12 protein-coding genes are annotated in these 16,435 nt (G+C 38.3%); 1 reads left to right on the top strand and 11 read right to left on the bottom strand.

Features of this window, described 5'->3' with window-relative positions:
* Positions 1 to 66 precede the first annotated feature (66 nt).
* From M1R56_RS00815 to M1R56_RS00780, 8 genes are all read right to left on the bottom strand, one after another.
* A complete protein-coding gene (locus tag M1R56_RS00815) occupies positions 67 to 513 on the bottom strand; it encodes a hypothetical protein (RefSeq protein ID WP_153225346.1) in 447 nt (148 codons plus the stop codon).
* On the bottom strand, positions 494 to 1,405 hold the full coding sequence (locus M1R56_RS00810) for a phosphodiester glycosidase family protein (protein WP_049526308.1): 912 nt from the start codon (positions 1,403 to 1,405) through the stop codon (positions 494 to 496). Before M1R56_RS00810 ends, M1R56_RS00815 begins: the two co-directional genes overlap by 20 nt.
* On the bottom strand, positions 1,402 to 2,445 hold the full coding sequence (locus M1R56_RS00805) for a bifunctional glycosyltransferase family 2/GtrA family protein (RefSeq protein WP_248034233.1): 1,044 nt from the start codon (positions 2,443 to 2,445) through the stop codon (positions 1,402 to 1,404). Before M1R56_RS00805 ends, M1R56_RS00810 begins: the two co-directional genes overlap by 4 nt.
* A 224-nt stretch (positions 2,446 to 2,669) precedes the next feature.
* Positions 2,670 to 3,167, bottom strand: a complete 498-nt coding sequence (locus M1R56_RS00800) for a YkgJ family cysteine cluster protein (RefSeq protein WP_248034232.1) — start codon at positions 3,165 to 3,167, stop codon at positions 2,670 to 2,672.
* A gap of 127 nt (positions 3,168 to 3,294) precedes the next feature.
* Positions 3,295 to 4,473 carry a hypothetical protein gene (locus M1R56_RS00795; RefSeq protein ID WP_248034231.1) on the bottom strand — a complete coding sequence of 393 codons (1,179 nt, stop codon included), beginning with the start codon at positions 4,471 to 4,473 and terminating at the stop codon, positions 3,295 to 3,297.
* Positions 4,474 to 4,489: 16 nt separating this feature from the next.
* Positions 4,490 to 8,137: a helicase-exonuclease AddAB subunit AddA gene (gene addA / locus M1R56_RS00790; RefSeq protein ID WP_248034230.1), complete on the bottom strand. Its 3,648-nt coding sequence runs from the start codon at positions 8,135 to 8,137 to the stop codon at positions 4,490 to 4,492.
* A complete protein-coding gene (gene rexB / locus M1R56_RS00785; RefSeq protein ID WP_248034229.1) occupies positions 8,134 to 11,385 on the bottom strand; it encodes an ATP-dependent nuclease subunit B in 3,252 nt (1,083 codons plus the stop codon). The genes addA and rexB overlap by 4 nt, the downstream gene beginning before the upstream one ends.
* A 130-nt stretch (positions 11,386 to 11,515) precedes the next feature.
* Complete coding sequence (locus tag M1R56_RS00780; protein ID WP_248034228.1) at positions 11,516 to 12,187, bottom strand: CPBP family intramembrane glutamic endopeptidase; 672 nt, start codon at positions 12,185 to 12,187, stop codon at positions 11,516 to 11,518.
* A gap of 179 nt (positions 12,188 to 12,366) precedes the next feature.
* Here M1R56_RS00780 and M1R56_RS00775 point away from each other — a divergent pair, with 179 nt between their 5' ends.
* Positions 12,367 to 13,176: a Cof-type HAD-IIB family hydrolase gene (locus M1R56_RS00775; protein WP_248034227.1), complete on the top strand. Its 810-nt coding sequence runs from the start codon at positions 12,367 to 12,369 to the stop codon at positions 13,174 to 13,176.
* 51 nt (positions 13,177 to 13,227) lie between these two features.
* Here M1R56_RS00775 and M1R56_RS00770 read toward each other — a convergent pair whose 3' ends face one another.
* The 3 genes from M1R56_RS00770 to pcrA all read right to left on the bottom strand — a co-directional run bounded on the left by M1R56_RS00770 (position 13,228) and on the right by pcrA (position 16,330).
* Positions 13,228 to 13,488 (bottom strand): SemiSWEET family transporter, encoded by a 261-nt coding sequence (locus M1R56_RS00770; RefSeq protein WP_049504794.1) that lies wholly within the window; start codon positions 13,486 to 13,488, stop codon positions 13,228 to 13,230.
* 171 nt (positions 13,489 to 13,659) lie between these two features.
* Entirely contained in the window at positions 13,660 to 13,956 is a 297-nt protein-coding gene (locus tag M1R56_RS00765; protein WP_248034226.1) for a hypothetical protein, read from the bottom strand.
* 85 nt (positions 13,957 to 14,041) lie between these two features.
* Complete coding sequence (pcrA, locus tag M1R56_RS00760; RefSeq protein WP_248034225.1) at positions 14,042 to 16,330, bottom strand: DNA helicase PcrA; 2,289 nt, start codon at positions 16,328 to 16,330, stop codon at positions 14,042 to 14,044.
* Between the last annotated feature and the right edge of the window lie 105 nt (positions 16,331 to 16,435).

Here is a 16,435-nt window from a genome sequence, read left to right as displayed (position 1 = left end):
TATTTGAGAAATAAAAGTCAATAAAAAGTAGTCGAACATCAGCTGAACGACTACTTTTTTATAACATTATACCTGACTATAGACTTCTTTGCGATTTGTTTTTGTTGCTTTAGCAGAATTATTCCAAAGGTTTGGATTGATGAAAATAGTGAAGATCGCTAGTATTCCAAACCCAATCCCAACATACCAGTAGGGTGCATCCAAGGTTGTTGAGCGTCCTGAAAGGTTGACAATACCACGGAAAAGTGTACCCGCTGTAATAATCGCTACTGCCGAATTCCATAGATTTAGACTAATACGAGAGAAATGAGGGAGAACCTTGAGAAAGATTGCTAGTAGAATCCCCCCTACAAGAGGTGCAGTAAATAGATAGTGCATATGAACAGAAGTTTCTCCAAAGCTGAATGCTTCGTAAATTCTAGAAAATGCAAAGAAGAAAATAGTGATTAGTGTGTAAGAAATGACTGTTTTCTTAAAACGTTTTTTGCCAAGATTAGTAACCGATGTAGACAATATCACTCACCGCCCTTTCTGAAATTTTGTTTCCTCCAGTCGTTGGTTTATTGATAACCTGACCGTTGAAGTAAAGTGTAGATGATCCACCACCATCAAGGTTGTAGGCTGTTTTTGCTCCATAAGATTTCATGACCTCAGCAAGCTGATAAAGAGAGAGACCTTCACTTTCAGAGGTACGTCCATCTGAAACCACGATGATATAGTGGTTTTCATCGATAATACCAATAGCTGTACGAGGATTTGAAGCCATTGCTTGTCCTACTTCTGTATTGGTATCAACTGCAATTTCACCATTTTCGACCAAGGCTGGTCCAAAAGCCAAGAGATTGACAACACCGTCATTTACTAGTTGCTCAGCTGAGATTTGATCTTCGTAAATGACCTTGAAAGAGCCGTCTTTATAAATAGCTAAGTCCCCATTACTAGAATCTTCACGAACAGTATCACGATAAACTACTCCATTACGGATAACATAACCTGTAGAGTTAGCACCATAGTAATCCCCATTTACCGCTAAAATGGCATTGTTGTCAGCTGCGGTTACAGAGGTTTTTGCAGTTACGTTAGTTCCATAAGCATTTTGAGCAAAGGCAGTTTTCAGATAATCTGATGAACTCAGAGTAATATCTGCAACGTAGACTTGGGTATTATTGACTGTCGTTTCAGACAAATTGACGGAAATATTGTCATCTTTATAACTAGAGTCAGTGACAGTAGCTGTCTTAGCAGCTTGACTTGCTGCTGCTGCATTGGAACTTGTGCTAGTTGTGGCAACTGTCGAGATAGTTTCAGCGAGGACAAAGGTCTTTAGCATTGAGTAACTAAAGGATCCTGTCAAGAGTAGGCCAAGAACTGAGGCGTAAGCATAGCGTTTCTTTAAAAATTTCATAATACAGTTGATGTCCTTTCCTTAAAGATAAATTTCTTCTGAACTGTCCAAGAAACAGCGAAGAGAAGGATGCCGACGATAACTTTAGCAATTAGAAGGTTGATACCAAAGACTGTAAAGAAGAGACGAATCAGTAGTGTGTCTAAGATAAAGAGTCCGACTGCTAGACCAAAGTATCCCATCCCTGTTTTCACAAGACTATCGTCATTTTTAAAGACTAGTTTCTTATTTGTAGAATAATTGAAAATAGAGCTAGTCACACGAGCGACTCCGTTTGCTAGAAAGATTCGTAGACTCGCCGGAACTGTCGGCAAAATCAAGATTGCTAGGGCGTAAACGACATAGTCTACAACAAAGCTACTAAGAGATGATAAGGCAAATTTAAAGATATTTTTATAAATCATGAGCCCGTCTTGGATTGGACGGAAGTGTGAAGCCTCATTATCGTTGATATAGACAGTTTCAATAGGCACTTCTAGAATCTCGTATTCTTTTGTTGCTTCGAGCAACATATTCATTTCATATTCATAACGTTGGCCTTCTATTTTTAACATAAAAGGAATCAAGTTTGTCGTAAAAGCACGAAGACCTGTCTGCGTATCTGTTACTCCTACTCCTGTTTGAAGCTTAAAGAGAGCTTTGGTTAAGCTGTTACCAAAACGGCTACGAAGGGGAACTTTTCCAGAAAAGGCACGTACACCCAAGATTAGCTTGTTTGGATTTTCGGAAGCTTTATTAGCCGTGCGGAAAATATCCCATACCTTGTGCTGTCCATCCGCATCTGCTGTGACAACCGTACCATAAATGTTTTGTTCTTGGATATAAGTAAAGGCTGTTTTTAGAGCCTGTCCTTTACCTTGGTTCACCTGGTGACGAATGACAGTAGCAAATTGTTTTGCTTTATCAAAGATTTTTTGGCACTCTGATGAACTGCCGTCGTCTATGACTAAGATATGAAAATCACTCTTTTCGTGAATTTTTTCGATGAGTTTGATAAGTTTATTATCTGGTTGATAAGCTGGAATGACTATGTAGTTCATATCGATACCTCTTTCTTTGATGATGGTATAACTATACAGAACATCGCTTAAAAACACCTTATATCAGTTTTCTTTAAGAAAAAGTTTAAAAAACTTTAAGCTTTTAAAAAAGGACTTATCACTTAATAAGAAATTTAGTTTGAATTTTCAGATAAAAATAAATATACAAAAACCCTCAAATAACAAGAGTACTTGAGGATAAAATTTATTATTAAAAAGGAAATTTACTCTATTTTCTCTCTTAATCTTTCAACAAAGAGATAGGCCGCAGGACAAGTTAAAGTGTTTTTGATCGTTAGATTATTGATTTGGTAAATCTTCTTACGGTCAGTATGTGGAAATTCACGACAGGCTTTGGGACGGACGTCGTAGATGGAACAGAGATTATCGCCTCCTAAAAATGGACAGGGCATCGATTTGAAGACCTTATCTCCATCTTCATCTACTTGCAAAAACTCAGCTTCAAAGGCTGGCAATTTCATTTTAAAATACTTGGCAATACGTGTGATATCTGCTTCTTTGAAGTCTGGACCAAGACTCTTACAGCAGTTAGCGCAGGCTGTACAATCAATTTCAGTAAAAACTTCTTGATGGATTTCAAGCGCAATTTTATCTAAATTTTTAGGCGCTTTCTTCTTTAGATTTCCTAAAAACTTACGATGCTCTTTTTGTTTTTGCAAGGCTAGTTGGTGATAATATTCGATATCGATTTCTTTTGACATAGTTTCTTTCTAATTTTTAATGTTGATACAAAAATTTCAAGTTAATACATAAATAAAATTATGTCAAATGTTTTAGAGACATAATTTTAACAATAATGAGTCTCTCCATGCAGGACGAAAACTACCGCTATACTATCATTCTTTCTAAAAAAGGTTTGATGCAGTTGGTTAAAATGCCTTCTATCCAAGATTTTTGAGCGGATGATAGGTTTTCTTCATCTAAACATTCCTTTAGAAAATCACGTACCTGATCAGGTGCTATTTCAAATTCAAAAGCCTTCATTTTGTAGAAAAAGTCAAGCAAAGTGTTAGAGAGATAGTCAGTTGAAAATGGAATTTCTCCAGTTTTTCGATACATGATTAGAAGTCGGGAAAATCGAGCTTTTTCTTCGGGTATATCCTTAAAATACGAGTTAAGCAACCAGACTTGCTTTTGTTTTCTTTCAAGAGGATCTTGACTAGCAATGCGTTGATCCTTTTCGAGTTCTCTTTGGTACTGTTTTGATTTTATAGAACGTTCTGTCCGATTTTTACCGAAGAGAATCTTTTCCCACTGGCGCTCTTCTAGTGTCAGTGTTTCGCTCAGTCCAAAGTAATCCTGATAGGCACGTTCAGCTGGTCCCATTGCTAGAACCAGGTTATCCGCATATTGTTTAGCAATCTTGTCTCGCTTCTTTCGCTCCTTTTCAGCCTTGATGCGAAGTTCCTGCTCATAGTCAATTTTTTCTTTTCCTAGTTTAACAAGATAGAGCTGATCGTCAGATTTTCCAAGTAGAAAGGGTTTGATAAATTTTTCAAGGACTTCCTCCATACGAGCTTTCTTCAAAGGCTCTGCCCTACTCCAACTTCCACCTTGAAAAACTTCCAAAAAGAGTTGATAATCCTTTTCTGGTGAGAATTGATTGCCACGATTTGACTTGAAAGCTCCCTTTTCCCATAGCCAGTTGATTAGTCGCTCATCAAAATCCGTTTTATTAACTCGAATGACTTCTTTTTTCTGGGCCTTTCTGGTTAGATTTTCAAGCTTTCTGAGAAGTTTTTCTTCCTCTTCTAGCTGTTGATCTAGGCTAATTCTTTGGAAATGACGCACACAGTCACTCCCAATGGGGAAGAGGCGTTTGCCAGTAACTCCGTTAAAAAGTTCATAAGCATACTTAATAGCATTACCGCAGACACAATTGCTTCGACCGATTCCATTAAAAATCAAGGAAACTTCACTCCATTCTTTGGTAGCTTGTTCCCAAGTATCGGCTTTAGAGGCCTCTAAAACTGCATCATATAAGTTTTTTCTAACAGGAATGGACATGATGTCTCCTTTCTTTTTAAAGTTTAACGACTTCTACTTGGTCTTTACCAAGTAGAATCAAATATTTTTCAACGGTTTCTATCTGATATGAACGAGATAGAGCCTCTGCATAGAGTTCTAATTGACCACGATAACGTTCAACAAGTTGACTAGCATGCTCATAACGATCTGTCTTGTAGTCAAAGAGAGCAATCTTATCATTGTAGAGGAGATATCCATCTAAGATTCCACGGACAACAAAATCTTCCTGACTCTTAGCATCTCTTTTCAACATTGAGAAAGGTTGTTCTCGATAGAGTTTATCTTGATTTGCAAGAATCTCTTGACCTAGAGCTGTATCAAAGAAGGACAAAATTTTTCCTAGATTGATTTTGGATTTGACAGCTGAACTTACTTGAACTTGCTCTAAAGCATCTGTTAAAGTCTCTAAAGTTGGTTTCTTAGCTAGATTAATTCTCTGCATGAGTTCATGGGTAGCACTACCAATTTCAGCACCAGTAACTTTCTTAGTTTTAGAGAAATCAGGAAGGTTGAATTGAACCGTACTTTCTTTTAGTTGACTTTGACCAGCTACTACTACTACACCTTCCATATCCATGACAGGTTCATAGAATTTTTTAAGCTGACTAGGGGTTTGTACACTTGGAAGATTGATTGCTGCACGGTGGATATCATTATACACTTCCACTTCTTTTAGCATTTCCAACGCATCTTTGATGGTTTCTGACTGGCGATTATCTGCTTGGGATTGGTCTTGGAGCTGGCTTTTATTTTCCAATTCTCCGATAGCTTCTTGGGTTAAATCTTCTTCACCCTCAAAGCGCACAGTGAAGTGTAAATCCTCCTTAGAAAATGCTTGATAAATGGCCCAAATCCAATCTTGGAAATTACTAGCATCTAGTCTAGTTTCTCGAGTCAAAAGACCTTTTCCATTTGTCGGATATTCTTTGGCTTCTAATTTTTCACGAGATCCTTTTCCAACTAAATATAATTTTTTCTCAGCTCGCGTCATGGCTACATAAAGTAAACGCATGAGTTCAGAATAACTTGCTAACTGAAGTTCTTCTTCGTTTTGCGTATAGGTCAAGCTTGGGATAGATAATTTAATCGTAGATGGAACGTATTCCTCTTTGGCATCTGTAGCAACTCTAGCAACATACTTGAGACCAAGGCCATTTCTTCGACTTAAGATGACCTCAGACATGGAATCTTGCTTGTTAAATTGCTGATCAATATTAAGGATAAAGACATAAGGAAACTCAAGGCCCTTACTTTTATGAATACTCATAAGTTCTACAGCATCCTTAGGTGGTGCTACAGCAACATTGGCAAGATCATGCTGGGTTTCCAAGACTTGGTCAATCATTCGAATAAAGCGAGATAATCCCTTGTAATTACTCTTTTCAAACTGATCTGCTCGTAAAGCTAAGGCATAGAGGTTAGCCTGTCTGGCCTGTCCATTTGGTAAAGCACCAACATAGTCATAGTAAAAGCGGTCACTATAGATTTTCCAAATGAGATCATAAAGTGAGTGCGTTTTAGAATACAAACGCCAAGCCTGGACAGTTTCCATGAAGAAGTTTAGTTTCTTTTGTAATTCAGCTTTGATTAAATCCTTTTGAAGACCAATTTTCTTCTGAACATTAACTAGCTTCTCATAAAAGTTTTCTTGAACCTTAAACTCGGATTTCTGAAGAGCTAATCGAGCCAATTCATCTTCATCAAAGCTAAACATAGGAGACTTCATGAGAGCAACTAAAGCGAAATCTTGAAGAGGGTTGTGAATGACACGAAGAGTATCCAACATAACCTGCACTTCTAGGGATTGCAAATAGTTTGATTGGGCGCCGTCTGTCTTGACTGGAATACCATAGTCAGACAAGGCAAGTAGGACCTGGTCATTGCGACTTCTGCTGGCAGTTAAGAGAGCCATGTCCTTGAAAGGTACACCCTTATCATTATGAAGGTGAATTATCTCCTTAAGCACCATGCGCATCTCACCAGTCAGTTTGTTGCTTGTAAGTTCTTCCTCATCATCAGAATCGCTATCATCCTTATCATATAAGAGAACTTCTGCCTTGTTTTCAGGATTTGCTTGAATATCAGTATTTCCAAAAACAAGTTGATGCATACCGTCATAAGATATCTCTCCTACTTCCTCGTCCATGAGATGTTTAAAGACATCATTCGTAGCATCTAGAACTTCTGAACTGCTCCGAAAATTTTCTTTAAGTAGAATTAATTGACCTTCTTTGTCATCTTGAGCAAATCTATGAAATTTTTCGTTGAAGATTTGGGGATCTGCCTGTCTAAAACGATAAATAGACTGCTTAATATCTCCTACCATAAAACGATTATGGCCGTTTGAGAGGAGTTCCAACATTCTTTCCTGGATATGGTTGGTATCTTGGTACTCATCAACCATGACTTCATGGAAGCGTTCCTGGTACTCTTGACGAACCTGTGGGAAGTTTTCCAAAATCTCAATGGTATAATGGCTAATATCCGCAAATTCGAAAGCATTCTCTTCGCGTTTTCGTTGTCGATAGGCATCAACAAAATCTCTCATGAAGACTTGGAATGTCTTTGCCAAGTCCCAAGAATCTTGATGATAATCTTCTTGAAATTTCAATAAAGTGATTTGATCATTTAGTGCAATCAACTTTTCAATTTTTGCTTTTCTCTCTTGGTTGTAGGTTTCTTTCAAGTCTTGCAGTTCGGCCTTACGACTGGCATTTGTAAGAGCACGACCTCCCTTATCCTTAGAGATACTAACAACTCGGTCTAAAACTTCTTGATATTGATTAAAAGTTGATTCGTTGGTTAAAGCTCCGATTTCATCTAGAACTTGTTGGACAGATTCTAAATAAGCTGCTTTGCCAAATTCCTTGGCATCATTATCCAAATGATAACGGAAAAAGCTTTCTAAATCCCAAAGTCTTTCTTTTATATCCTCTGCAAGGGTTTCTTTAGCAACCGTAAAATCAGCCTTTTCAAAACCTTTTAGGAAAGATTCCTGTAGCCAAGCCTGAGGATTACTAGTGGATTGCAAAAAGTCATAAATCATATAGACCTGTTTACGCAGTCCACGCGCGTCTTTGCTTCTACCTGCAAAGTTCTTGACCAATCGACTAAAATTATCTTTATCCTTGCCTTGGTAGTGATGTTCAAAAACTTGTCGAAAAACCTCATTTTTTAAGAGAAGCTGCTCACTTTCATTCTGAAGAATGCGAAAATTTGGAGAGAGGTCAAGGAGATAACCATGCTTGGTCAGGAATTTTTGGGTAAAAGAGTCCATGGTCCCAATCGCAGCATTGGGTAAATCAGCTAACTGTCTGCCAAGGTGTTTTTTTATTTCCAAATCTTGTGTCTCTTGGATTTGTTGGCTGATTTTCTTTTCTAAGCGTTCTTTTAACTCAGTTGCTGCCTTGACTGTAAAGGTTGAGATAAAGAGTTGGCGAATTTCTACTCCACGCGCTAGTTGGTCAAGAATTCGTTCAGCCATAACAAAGGTTTTCCCTGAACCAGCTGAAGCTGAGACCAGAATATTTTGACCAGAGCTATAAATAGCTTGAATTTGTTCAGCTGTTTTCTTAGGTTTCTTGTTAGACTGAGCTTCTGCTACTTGTAAGGCTGCAATCTCTTCTTGGGTTAAAAATTTCATCGCTCCAACTCCTCTCTGATTTTATTAAACCAAGCTTCCTTGGCATTGCTCTTGGCAACTTTCTCTAAAAATCTCGCCTGACCTAGATGGTAATTGGCTTCAAAACCTGTAATAGCTTGATATTGTTGAACATAGGGTGCAATGCTTCTACCGTTTTCTGTATAAGGGTTGATCGCAAATTCACCAGATAAAATCTTCTCTGCCGCTTTTTTGTAGAGAAGGGCATTATAGTCTAACAATAACTGGAATTCCTCATCTGACAACTGATAAGTCTTATTTTTATTGTAAAACTCTCCAAGTTTTTTTATCTCTTTTTCAAGAAAGAGGCCTTGGTATTTCATAGTCTTATTGGTTTCTGCTACTGCCTTTGAAAGAGTTTTTGCAGTTTGCAATGACTGAATTGGTTCAGCCATTTCTAGGTACATAGCTCCAAAGAAATCCGTATTCCCTTCTTGCTTGAGGGCAGCTAGATAGGTTGGTAATTGCGAGTTAAGACCATTATAAAACATAGGGAACTTGAACTGAGTCAAAGAAGACTTATAATCTACAACACCGATAGCTCCATCTGATTTTAGACGGTCAATTCGGTCAACCTTACCACGGACATAGACATTTCGTCCATTATCTAGCTGAATAAAGGCTTGTTCCTTGCCACCAAAGACTGCCTCTTCCTGAATCGTTTCAACATCCGCATTATGTCGAAGAATGTGTCCTGTAGCGCGTGCGACATCTAAGAGAACTTCCTTAGTAAATTGAGCCTCCAAACTCTCCTGATAAATAGCTTGAAACTCACGTTCTTGACTGGTTTCAGAGATAGCTTGTTCTAAACGACGATCAAAGGATTCATCGCTCGGCATTTTCAATGCCCGCTCAAAGATACGATGCAAGAAATTCCCATGACTTCTTGCATCAGGACGGAGACGCAATTCTTCCTGCAAACCTAGAACATAACGGAGATAGTAACTGTATTCATTACGGTAAAATTCTGTTAATCCAGAAGTAGATAGATAGAAATCTTGTTCCTGTGGATATAAAGCTTCCAGTGTATCATTAGCTAAGGCCTTGCTTTTCGGACTTGTTGGTAGGACGGGATTTTCTAAACCTTTGTCTTCCAACTTTTTCCCCATCACACGAACTAAAACCTTGACAAAGGTTAAGTCTTGGTCACTTGTCTCCACCTCACCTTGCTGATGATAGGCAACAAGACTCGACAAGAGACTGTGATAAGAACCAATATCATCCTTTGTTAGATTTTTTCGGTCAATTCTCTTTTCAATCTTGCTAAAACCAAAATCCTGCAATTCTTTCAGATAAACCGACTCTTTACTCTCATTTTCATTGAGTAAGCTTGGCGCTGATAAGACTAGTTGCTTCCTTGCAGAGTTGACCAAAGAAAGCATGGTATAGCGATTCTTCTTGAGGTTTTCTTGACTTGCAATCAATAATTGAGAACCTTCTTGAGTTGCTTGGTTTAGCACTTCTCTTTCTTCATCGCTCAACAAACTAGTGTTTTGAGCAATTTTGGGCAAATGATCTTGAGTTAAACCAATTGCATAGATGTAATCAGCTGTCAAAGGTGCAATCAAATCATAACTTTGCACCAGGACAGTATCTACTGTTGCTGGGATTGTACGATAATTGGACAAGCTCATACCTGAATGAAGAAGTGCCAAGAAATCATCTAAAGTGACCTGGGAACCTTCAAACACGGTTGCAAATTGCTCCATTACGTGGCAAAAAGCCTTCCAGACCTCCTCTTGTCTTTCTTGCTCCGCTACTTCCATCGTTGCAGATAAGGTTTGTAACTGCTTGGTCAAATGAGCATCTTTCAAAAAGTTGTTCCATTTTGAAAGAAGATTCTCAGCTTTTTGCTTACGACTGGTTAATAAGGTTTCTAATGGATTTAAAACACGAACACGAAGCTCATTTAATTTGACCAAATCAAATTTTCCATGATGATTTTTTGTGAATTCTTGTTTAAAACTAGAAAGACCATCAATCCCTAGATAAAGAAGATATTGTTCAAAGCTATCAATTTCCTCTTGGTTAAGGTCAGTATACAAGCCAGTACGTAGCAGATTAATCAAATCTTCTTGACGGAAATTGTATCGTTTCAAACGCCCGATGGATTCTACGAATTGAGTTAGAGGATGATGAGCCATAGACTCACTCTTACCCAAATAAAAAGGGATCTGATATTGATTAAAAATTGTCTGCAGAGACAGTTTATAAGACCCTACGTCTCCGAGTAAAATGCGAAAATGCTTATAGCTCAGTTCTGGCTCTTGGTGCAATTTCTGGCGAATACTACGAGCAACTAACTCCAACTCTTCTTTTTGTGTCAGACAAGACCAGATTTGCAAGTCTTTTCTATCTTCGTCATTCACATCTAAACTAATTTCAGAATAATCATAAGCACTTTCCAGTAATTTTGAGGCTTTGGCAAAGGCATCAAGTTTCTCATGTTCTTGACAAGTATTTTCTGCCTTAGTCTGATATTTAAAGGCCAAATGTCTCAAAAACTCAACACTGGCTTGATAGAGGTTCCCTTCACTAAATGGGCTAGTATAGGCTCTCTTAGACGCATATACACCAATGACAATCTCAACACCCTTACGATGGAGCAGATCCACTAGGTGTTCTTCTTCTGAAGAGAAACGAGTAAAACCATCAATAACTAGGGCGATCTGACTAAAATCACTGCTTACCTTATTCTCTTCAATAGCATCAATCAGATACGATAATTGACTTCCTTGCGAAACTTGACCTTGATTGAGATAAGCTGTTACCTTTTCAAAAATCAAGAGTAAATCAGAACGTTTATCAGCGTCAGATAGACTTTCTAAATCCAAAAAGCTCATCTTCGCAGTTGTCATTTCATGATAAATCTCAATCAGTTGTTGGATGAATTGCGGATCTTGTTTAATAGCCCCGTAAACACGCAAATCCTTAGCGTCTATCTCAGACAAACATTTATAAAAAGCCATACCCAGACCAATATCATCGAGACTTGACTTCGCGGGTATATCGTTTAAAACCAAATAACGAGCCATTTGAGCGAAGCGCGTGACTGTAATAGCAAAAGAAGCCTGCTGACTCAAGTACTCCAGCACGGCACGTTCCTTTTCAAAAGAAAGAGAGTTAGGAGCTATGTAAAAGACTCGTTTGCCTTGGGCAACCAGTCCTTGAGCCTCCTTGGTCAGGATTTCTGTCAAAGAAGTCCGAATGTCGGTATAAAGTAGTTTCATCTCTGCCTCATTTGTTTTTGTCATTACCTTTTATTATATCATTTTTTAAGTCAAAACAGATTGATATAAAGTCCTACTTTTAACCTGTCCCATATCAAAAAAGTCGGAATAAAATACGACTTTTTAATATTTACCTAGAATTAAACAAGAGTACCCATAATTCCCAAAATGCTGTAATGTTAATCAAGATATGGAGCAAAATGGGATAATAGAGAGAGTGAGTTTTTCGGTAGAGGAATGCTAAAATCGTTCCACCACTTGCATAGGTGAAAAAGGCGAGTGGTGTTAAACCTGAACTGACATGCACATAGCCAAAGACACAAGCTGATAGTAAAACATCTCCATACCAAGGTGAATCTTTCAAAAATGTATTCATCAGAACTCCTCGGTAAACCATTTCTTCTGTAATTGGTCCTAGCAGACAAACAATAAGTAAAAGATAAGGTAACTCTTGTCGCCCTGTCATCTCAGTCAATTCATTTAAAGAGATTTGATTGGACGTTGCTGGGGTTAAAAAGGAAAACACAATACCTGAAAGATAACTGACTCCATAAGCAAGAAGCAAATAAACTGGATATCTCCATTTCCACTTCAACTCAAGAATTCTTCTACCTTCGAATACTAGTAAATAAAGAATAGCTAGAAAAGTAACGATGAGCTCTAAAAAAGCAAGAATCAAGAAATACTCTCGACTAGCAGCTACAAATCTAGCTGAAAAGTGATTAAAAATCCACCAAAACCATGTCTTCCTATAAATAATTACTAACAAGGCTAGTAAAATCTGTACTGTTCTTCTTTTCATGATAAACCCTCTGCTTTTTTATCCACTATCAGTATGTCGCGAGTTTAGTATAGCATATATTTGCAAAAAAGCTTCTTCCAATCATGAATTGTAATTGAAACGTCCTAAATTGACATAGTAATCCTTCTTTCCTCCAAAATATGCTATAATATAGACAAAATACGTGAAAAGGAAATACTATGATTAAATTACTTGCTCTTGATATGGATGGAACTCTACTCAACGAAGCCAAGGGAATCCCTCAGGCTCATATTGATGCCATTCATAAGGCTATCGAAAAAGGTGTTAAACTGGTTCTCTGTACTGGTCGTCCTCTCTTTGGAGTTCTTCCCTACTACAAGAAACTCGGTCTTGATTTGCAGAATGAATACGTCATCGTCAACAATGGTTGTTCTACCCATCAAACTAGCGACTGGAGTCTTGTTGACTGGAGAGAACTTAGCAAATCAGACATTGAATACCTAAATGAACTTGCTGAAAAGAGTGAGGTCCAATTGACTCTCTTTGACGAGGAACACTACTTCGTTCTCGGAGGCGAACCAAATCCTGTCGTAAAATACGATGCGACACTCGTCTTTTCTGACCTGACTGAAATTTCATTAGAGGAAGCTACCAGTGGTAAATATCGCATGTTCCAGGGTATGTTCTTAGGTACAAAAGAACAAACAGATGATTTTGAACAACGATTTGCTGATGAACTTTGTCAGAGATTTAGCGGAGTTCGTTCACAACCAGTTATCTATGAAGCAATGCCACTCGGTACAACCAAGGCTTCTGCTCTTTCTCGTTTGGCTGAGATTTTGGATACCCAACCTTCTGAAATCATGGCCATGGGGGATGCCAATAACGATATTGAGATGTTAGAATTTGCAGGGCTTGGGATTGCCATGGGAAATGCTAGCGACTATGTCAAATCTCTCGCGGATGCCGTAACTGCCAGCAATGAAGAAGATGGTGTTGCACGCGCTATTGAGAAATATATTTTGTAGAATATTAAAAAGCAACTAACAGTTCATTCTGCTAATTGCTTTTTTTCTGTATTAAATTAAAGCTGTCAAAGCTGTGATAATCCCAAAAACAATACCTGGTGCATTGGCTGCTGCCAAAGGAATATCACGTTCTTTTTTAAAGAGTCCGTAGTATACCCAAAGACTGCAGTTAATTGCAGCTACTGCTGGTTGGATAAAGTTTCCTTTTTGACCCGCAAGGTTGTTCATAATTTGAGGAATATATGAGATATACATCATAACAGACATAAAGGTTGCAATCCAACCTAAAGTTTTCATTTGTTTTTCAGTCATTTTCTTCTCCTTTCAAAAACAGTTCCAATTATACACTATTTTTTAAAATCATGTAAGCAAAATACTTTTTTGTTAAGAAAATGTAAACTATCACAAGATTGTGATCAGAGATAACTTTTTGTTCTTATCTTTAGAAAAGGTATGGTGGCTAACAGTTTTATCATACTATTATTATTTAAAAAATCTCGGATGACCATTTACATCCAAATAAAAAACTACCTTCGCCTCCTTATCTGAAATTACTAATGTATAGTCTTCGAATAAAAAATTATTTGGCGGATACTTAACTAACATAAACCATAATGTTGAACCTTTGTAATCCATCTTTTCAAACTCATATGGATAAGAGTGCTCTAATCTTAAAAGGTTAGGATCTAAAACACATTCACCCTCAAGTTTATTATTAGAATGAAAGTTTTTACCAATTTCAATAACCTGTAAAGGTGTTAAATTCGTCTTCTTTGTCATAGTTATATACCACTAAACTCTGTGGAATCAAATGAATCTGTTGTCATTGAAAAACATATTTATCTTCAAAAACTTAAACTATTGACTACTTCTTCTCAATCGGTGCTACACTGGCTAGGAGTTTTTTGAGGCCGACTTCTGGGAAATTGATTTTCAATTCCTGAGTAGATCCACTTCCTGAAACTTCTAGAACCGTTCCTTCGCCCCATTTCTTATGAAGGGCAATATCACCAATAGACCAACTTGTCTCACTAGAAGCCGATTTTGATCCAGCAGCAAATTGTCCAAAAGGTAGTCCTTTTGATTCAATTGATCTTGGAGCTGCGTTGCGTTTACGATCTTGTAGTGCTTGTGCTAGGCTCATGCCTTGACCAAAGGCGACACCTCCACTACTATAGGATGCTTTGAAGCTACTATTAGCAGGACGCGCCAAACCTTGATAAGTTAACAAATCTGAACTAATCTCATTGATAAAGCGTGTTGGACGATTATAGTTAGTTCGACCAAACAGCAAGCGTGAGTTAGCATTAGTCAGATAGAGAATTTTCTCTGCACGCGTGATACCGACATAGGCTAGACGGCGTTCTTCTTCTAGTTCGTCCACATCTTCTGCTGCACGACTAAGTGGAAAGACATTTTCTTCCATCCCAATCAAGAATACAACTGGAAACTCGAGTCCCTTGGCCGCATGGAGCGTCATCAAGGTTACTTCTGATGTTTCCTGACTGCCAGAGTCTGTATCTGCAATCAAGGCCAAATCGTTCAAGAAGCGACTGAGCTTATCCAAGCCAGTTTCCTCTTCCTGATTATCTGGATTATCATCGAAGTTCTTGGTAACAGAAAGGAACTCTTCGATATTTTCAACACGAGCCTTACTTTCTAAGGTTGCTTGAGCATTGAGAATATCCACGTAGCCTGTTTTTTCCAAGACTGCTTCCACTAACTCAGTAATGCTTAATTGATCCAGTTGCTCCCGCAAATCAAGAATCATATTGGCAAAATCCCAGATAGACTGGGCTGCCTTACCTTTAATCCCTGATAACATGATGTTAGCTGAAGCATCAAGCATCGACATATTTTGTAGGTTGGCAAAGTCACGGATTTTCTCTACTGTTCCTGGTCCAATGCCACGTTTTGGTTCATTGATAATCCGCTCAAAACTGATATTATCACTCAAATTGGCAATGAGATTCAGATATGCAATAACGTCACGGATTTCCTTACGGCTATAGAACTTAGTTCCACCGACCATAGTATAAGGGATATTGGACTTGAGCAGAGCTTCTTCAATGGTACGAGACTGGGCATTGGTACGGTAAAGAACTGCAAAGTCCTTGTGAAGGAAGTTTTGGCTTCGCCCAAGTTCATCAATTGTCTTGGCGACAAAGACAGCCTCGTCTTGTTCATCATTAGCACGATAGTAGACAATCTGTTCCCCATCCGCATTTTGAGTCCAGAGATTCTTAGGACGGCGATTTTTATTGTTTTTGATGACATCATTAGCTGCTTGGAGAATGGTTTTGGTTGAGCGGTAATTTTCCTCCAATAAAACAACTTTTGCTTTAGGATAATCCTTCTCAAAATCCAAGATATTCTGCATATCAGCACCACGCCAACCGTAGATAGACTGGTCAGCATCCCCAACTACGCAGATATTTTGGAAACGAGAAGCCAAGAGTTTAACGAGTTGATACTGAGCATGGTTGGTATCTTGATACTCATCAACATGAATGTACTGGAACTTCTGTTGGTAATAAGTCAAAACATCGGGATTTTGATCAAAGAGACGCAGAGTCAACATAATCAAGTCATCAAAGTCCACCGACTCTGACTGACGAAGTTCTTTTTGATAGGCCGTATAACACTTTGCTACAATTTGCGTGTACATATCTCCTGCCTGGGCAGCATAAGCAACATCGTCAATCAGGTCATTCTTAGCATTGGAAATGGTTCCCAAAATAGTCCGTTCATTCCATTTTTTAGGATCCAAGTTCAACTGCTTGAGGATGCGTTTCATGAGCGTTCGCTGCTCTCCAGGATCCACAATCGTGAAATTGCGATTGTAGCCAATATGATCCGCATCGCGACGTAGGATACGCACGCACATAGAGTGGAAGGTCGCGATCAAACAATCCTGAGTAGCTGGATTGAGTCCATAAGCACGCTCCTTCATTTCACGCGCCGCCTTATTGGTAAAGGTAATGGCCAAGATATTCCATGGGTTGACCATCTTTTCATCAATTAAGTAGGCAATACGGTGGGTTAAAACACGAGTCTTACCAGATCCAGCACCCGCCATGATCAGCAAAGGACCTTCTGTGGTTTGAACGGCCTCGGCTTGACGGTCATTCATTCCCTTTAATAATTCGTTCATTTTCTCTTCCTTATTCTTCAAGTCAATGTTTCTATTATATCAAAAAAGTTTGAAAATAACTTTTCTTAGGAGCCTTCTGATTATTTTAGTTGGCAAGACAAGAAA

This window comes from Streptococcus sp. oral taxon 431, assembly GCF_023115445.1.
In the GTDB taxonomy this organism is placed as follows: Bacteria; Bacillota; Bacilli; order Lactobacillales; family Streptococcaceae; genus Streptococcus.
Note: the sequence above shows the minus strand (reverse complement) of the source record. Positions and strands in the feature narration are given on the sequence as shown.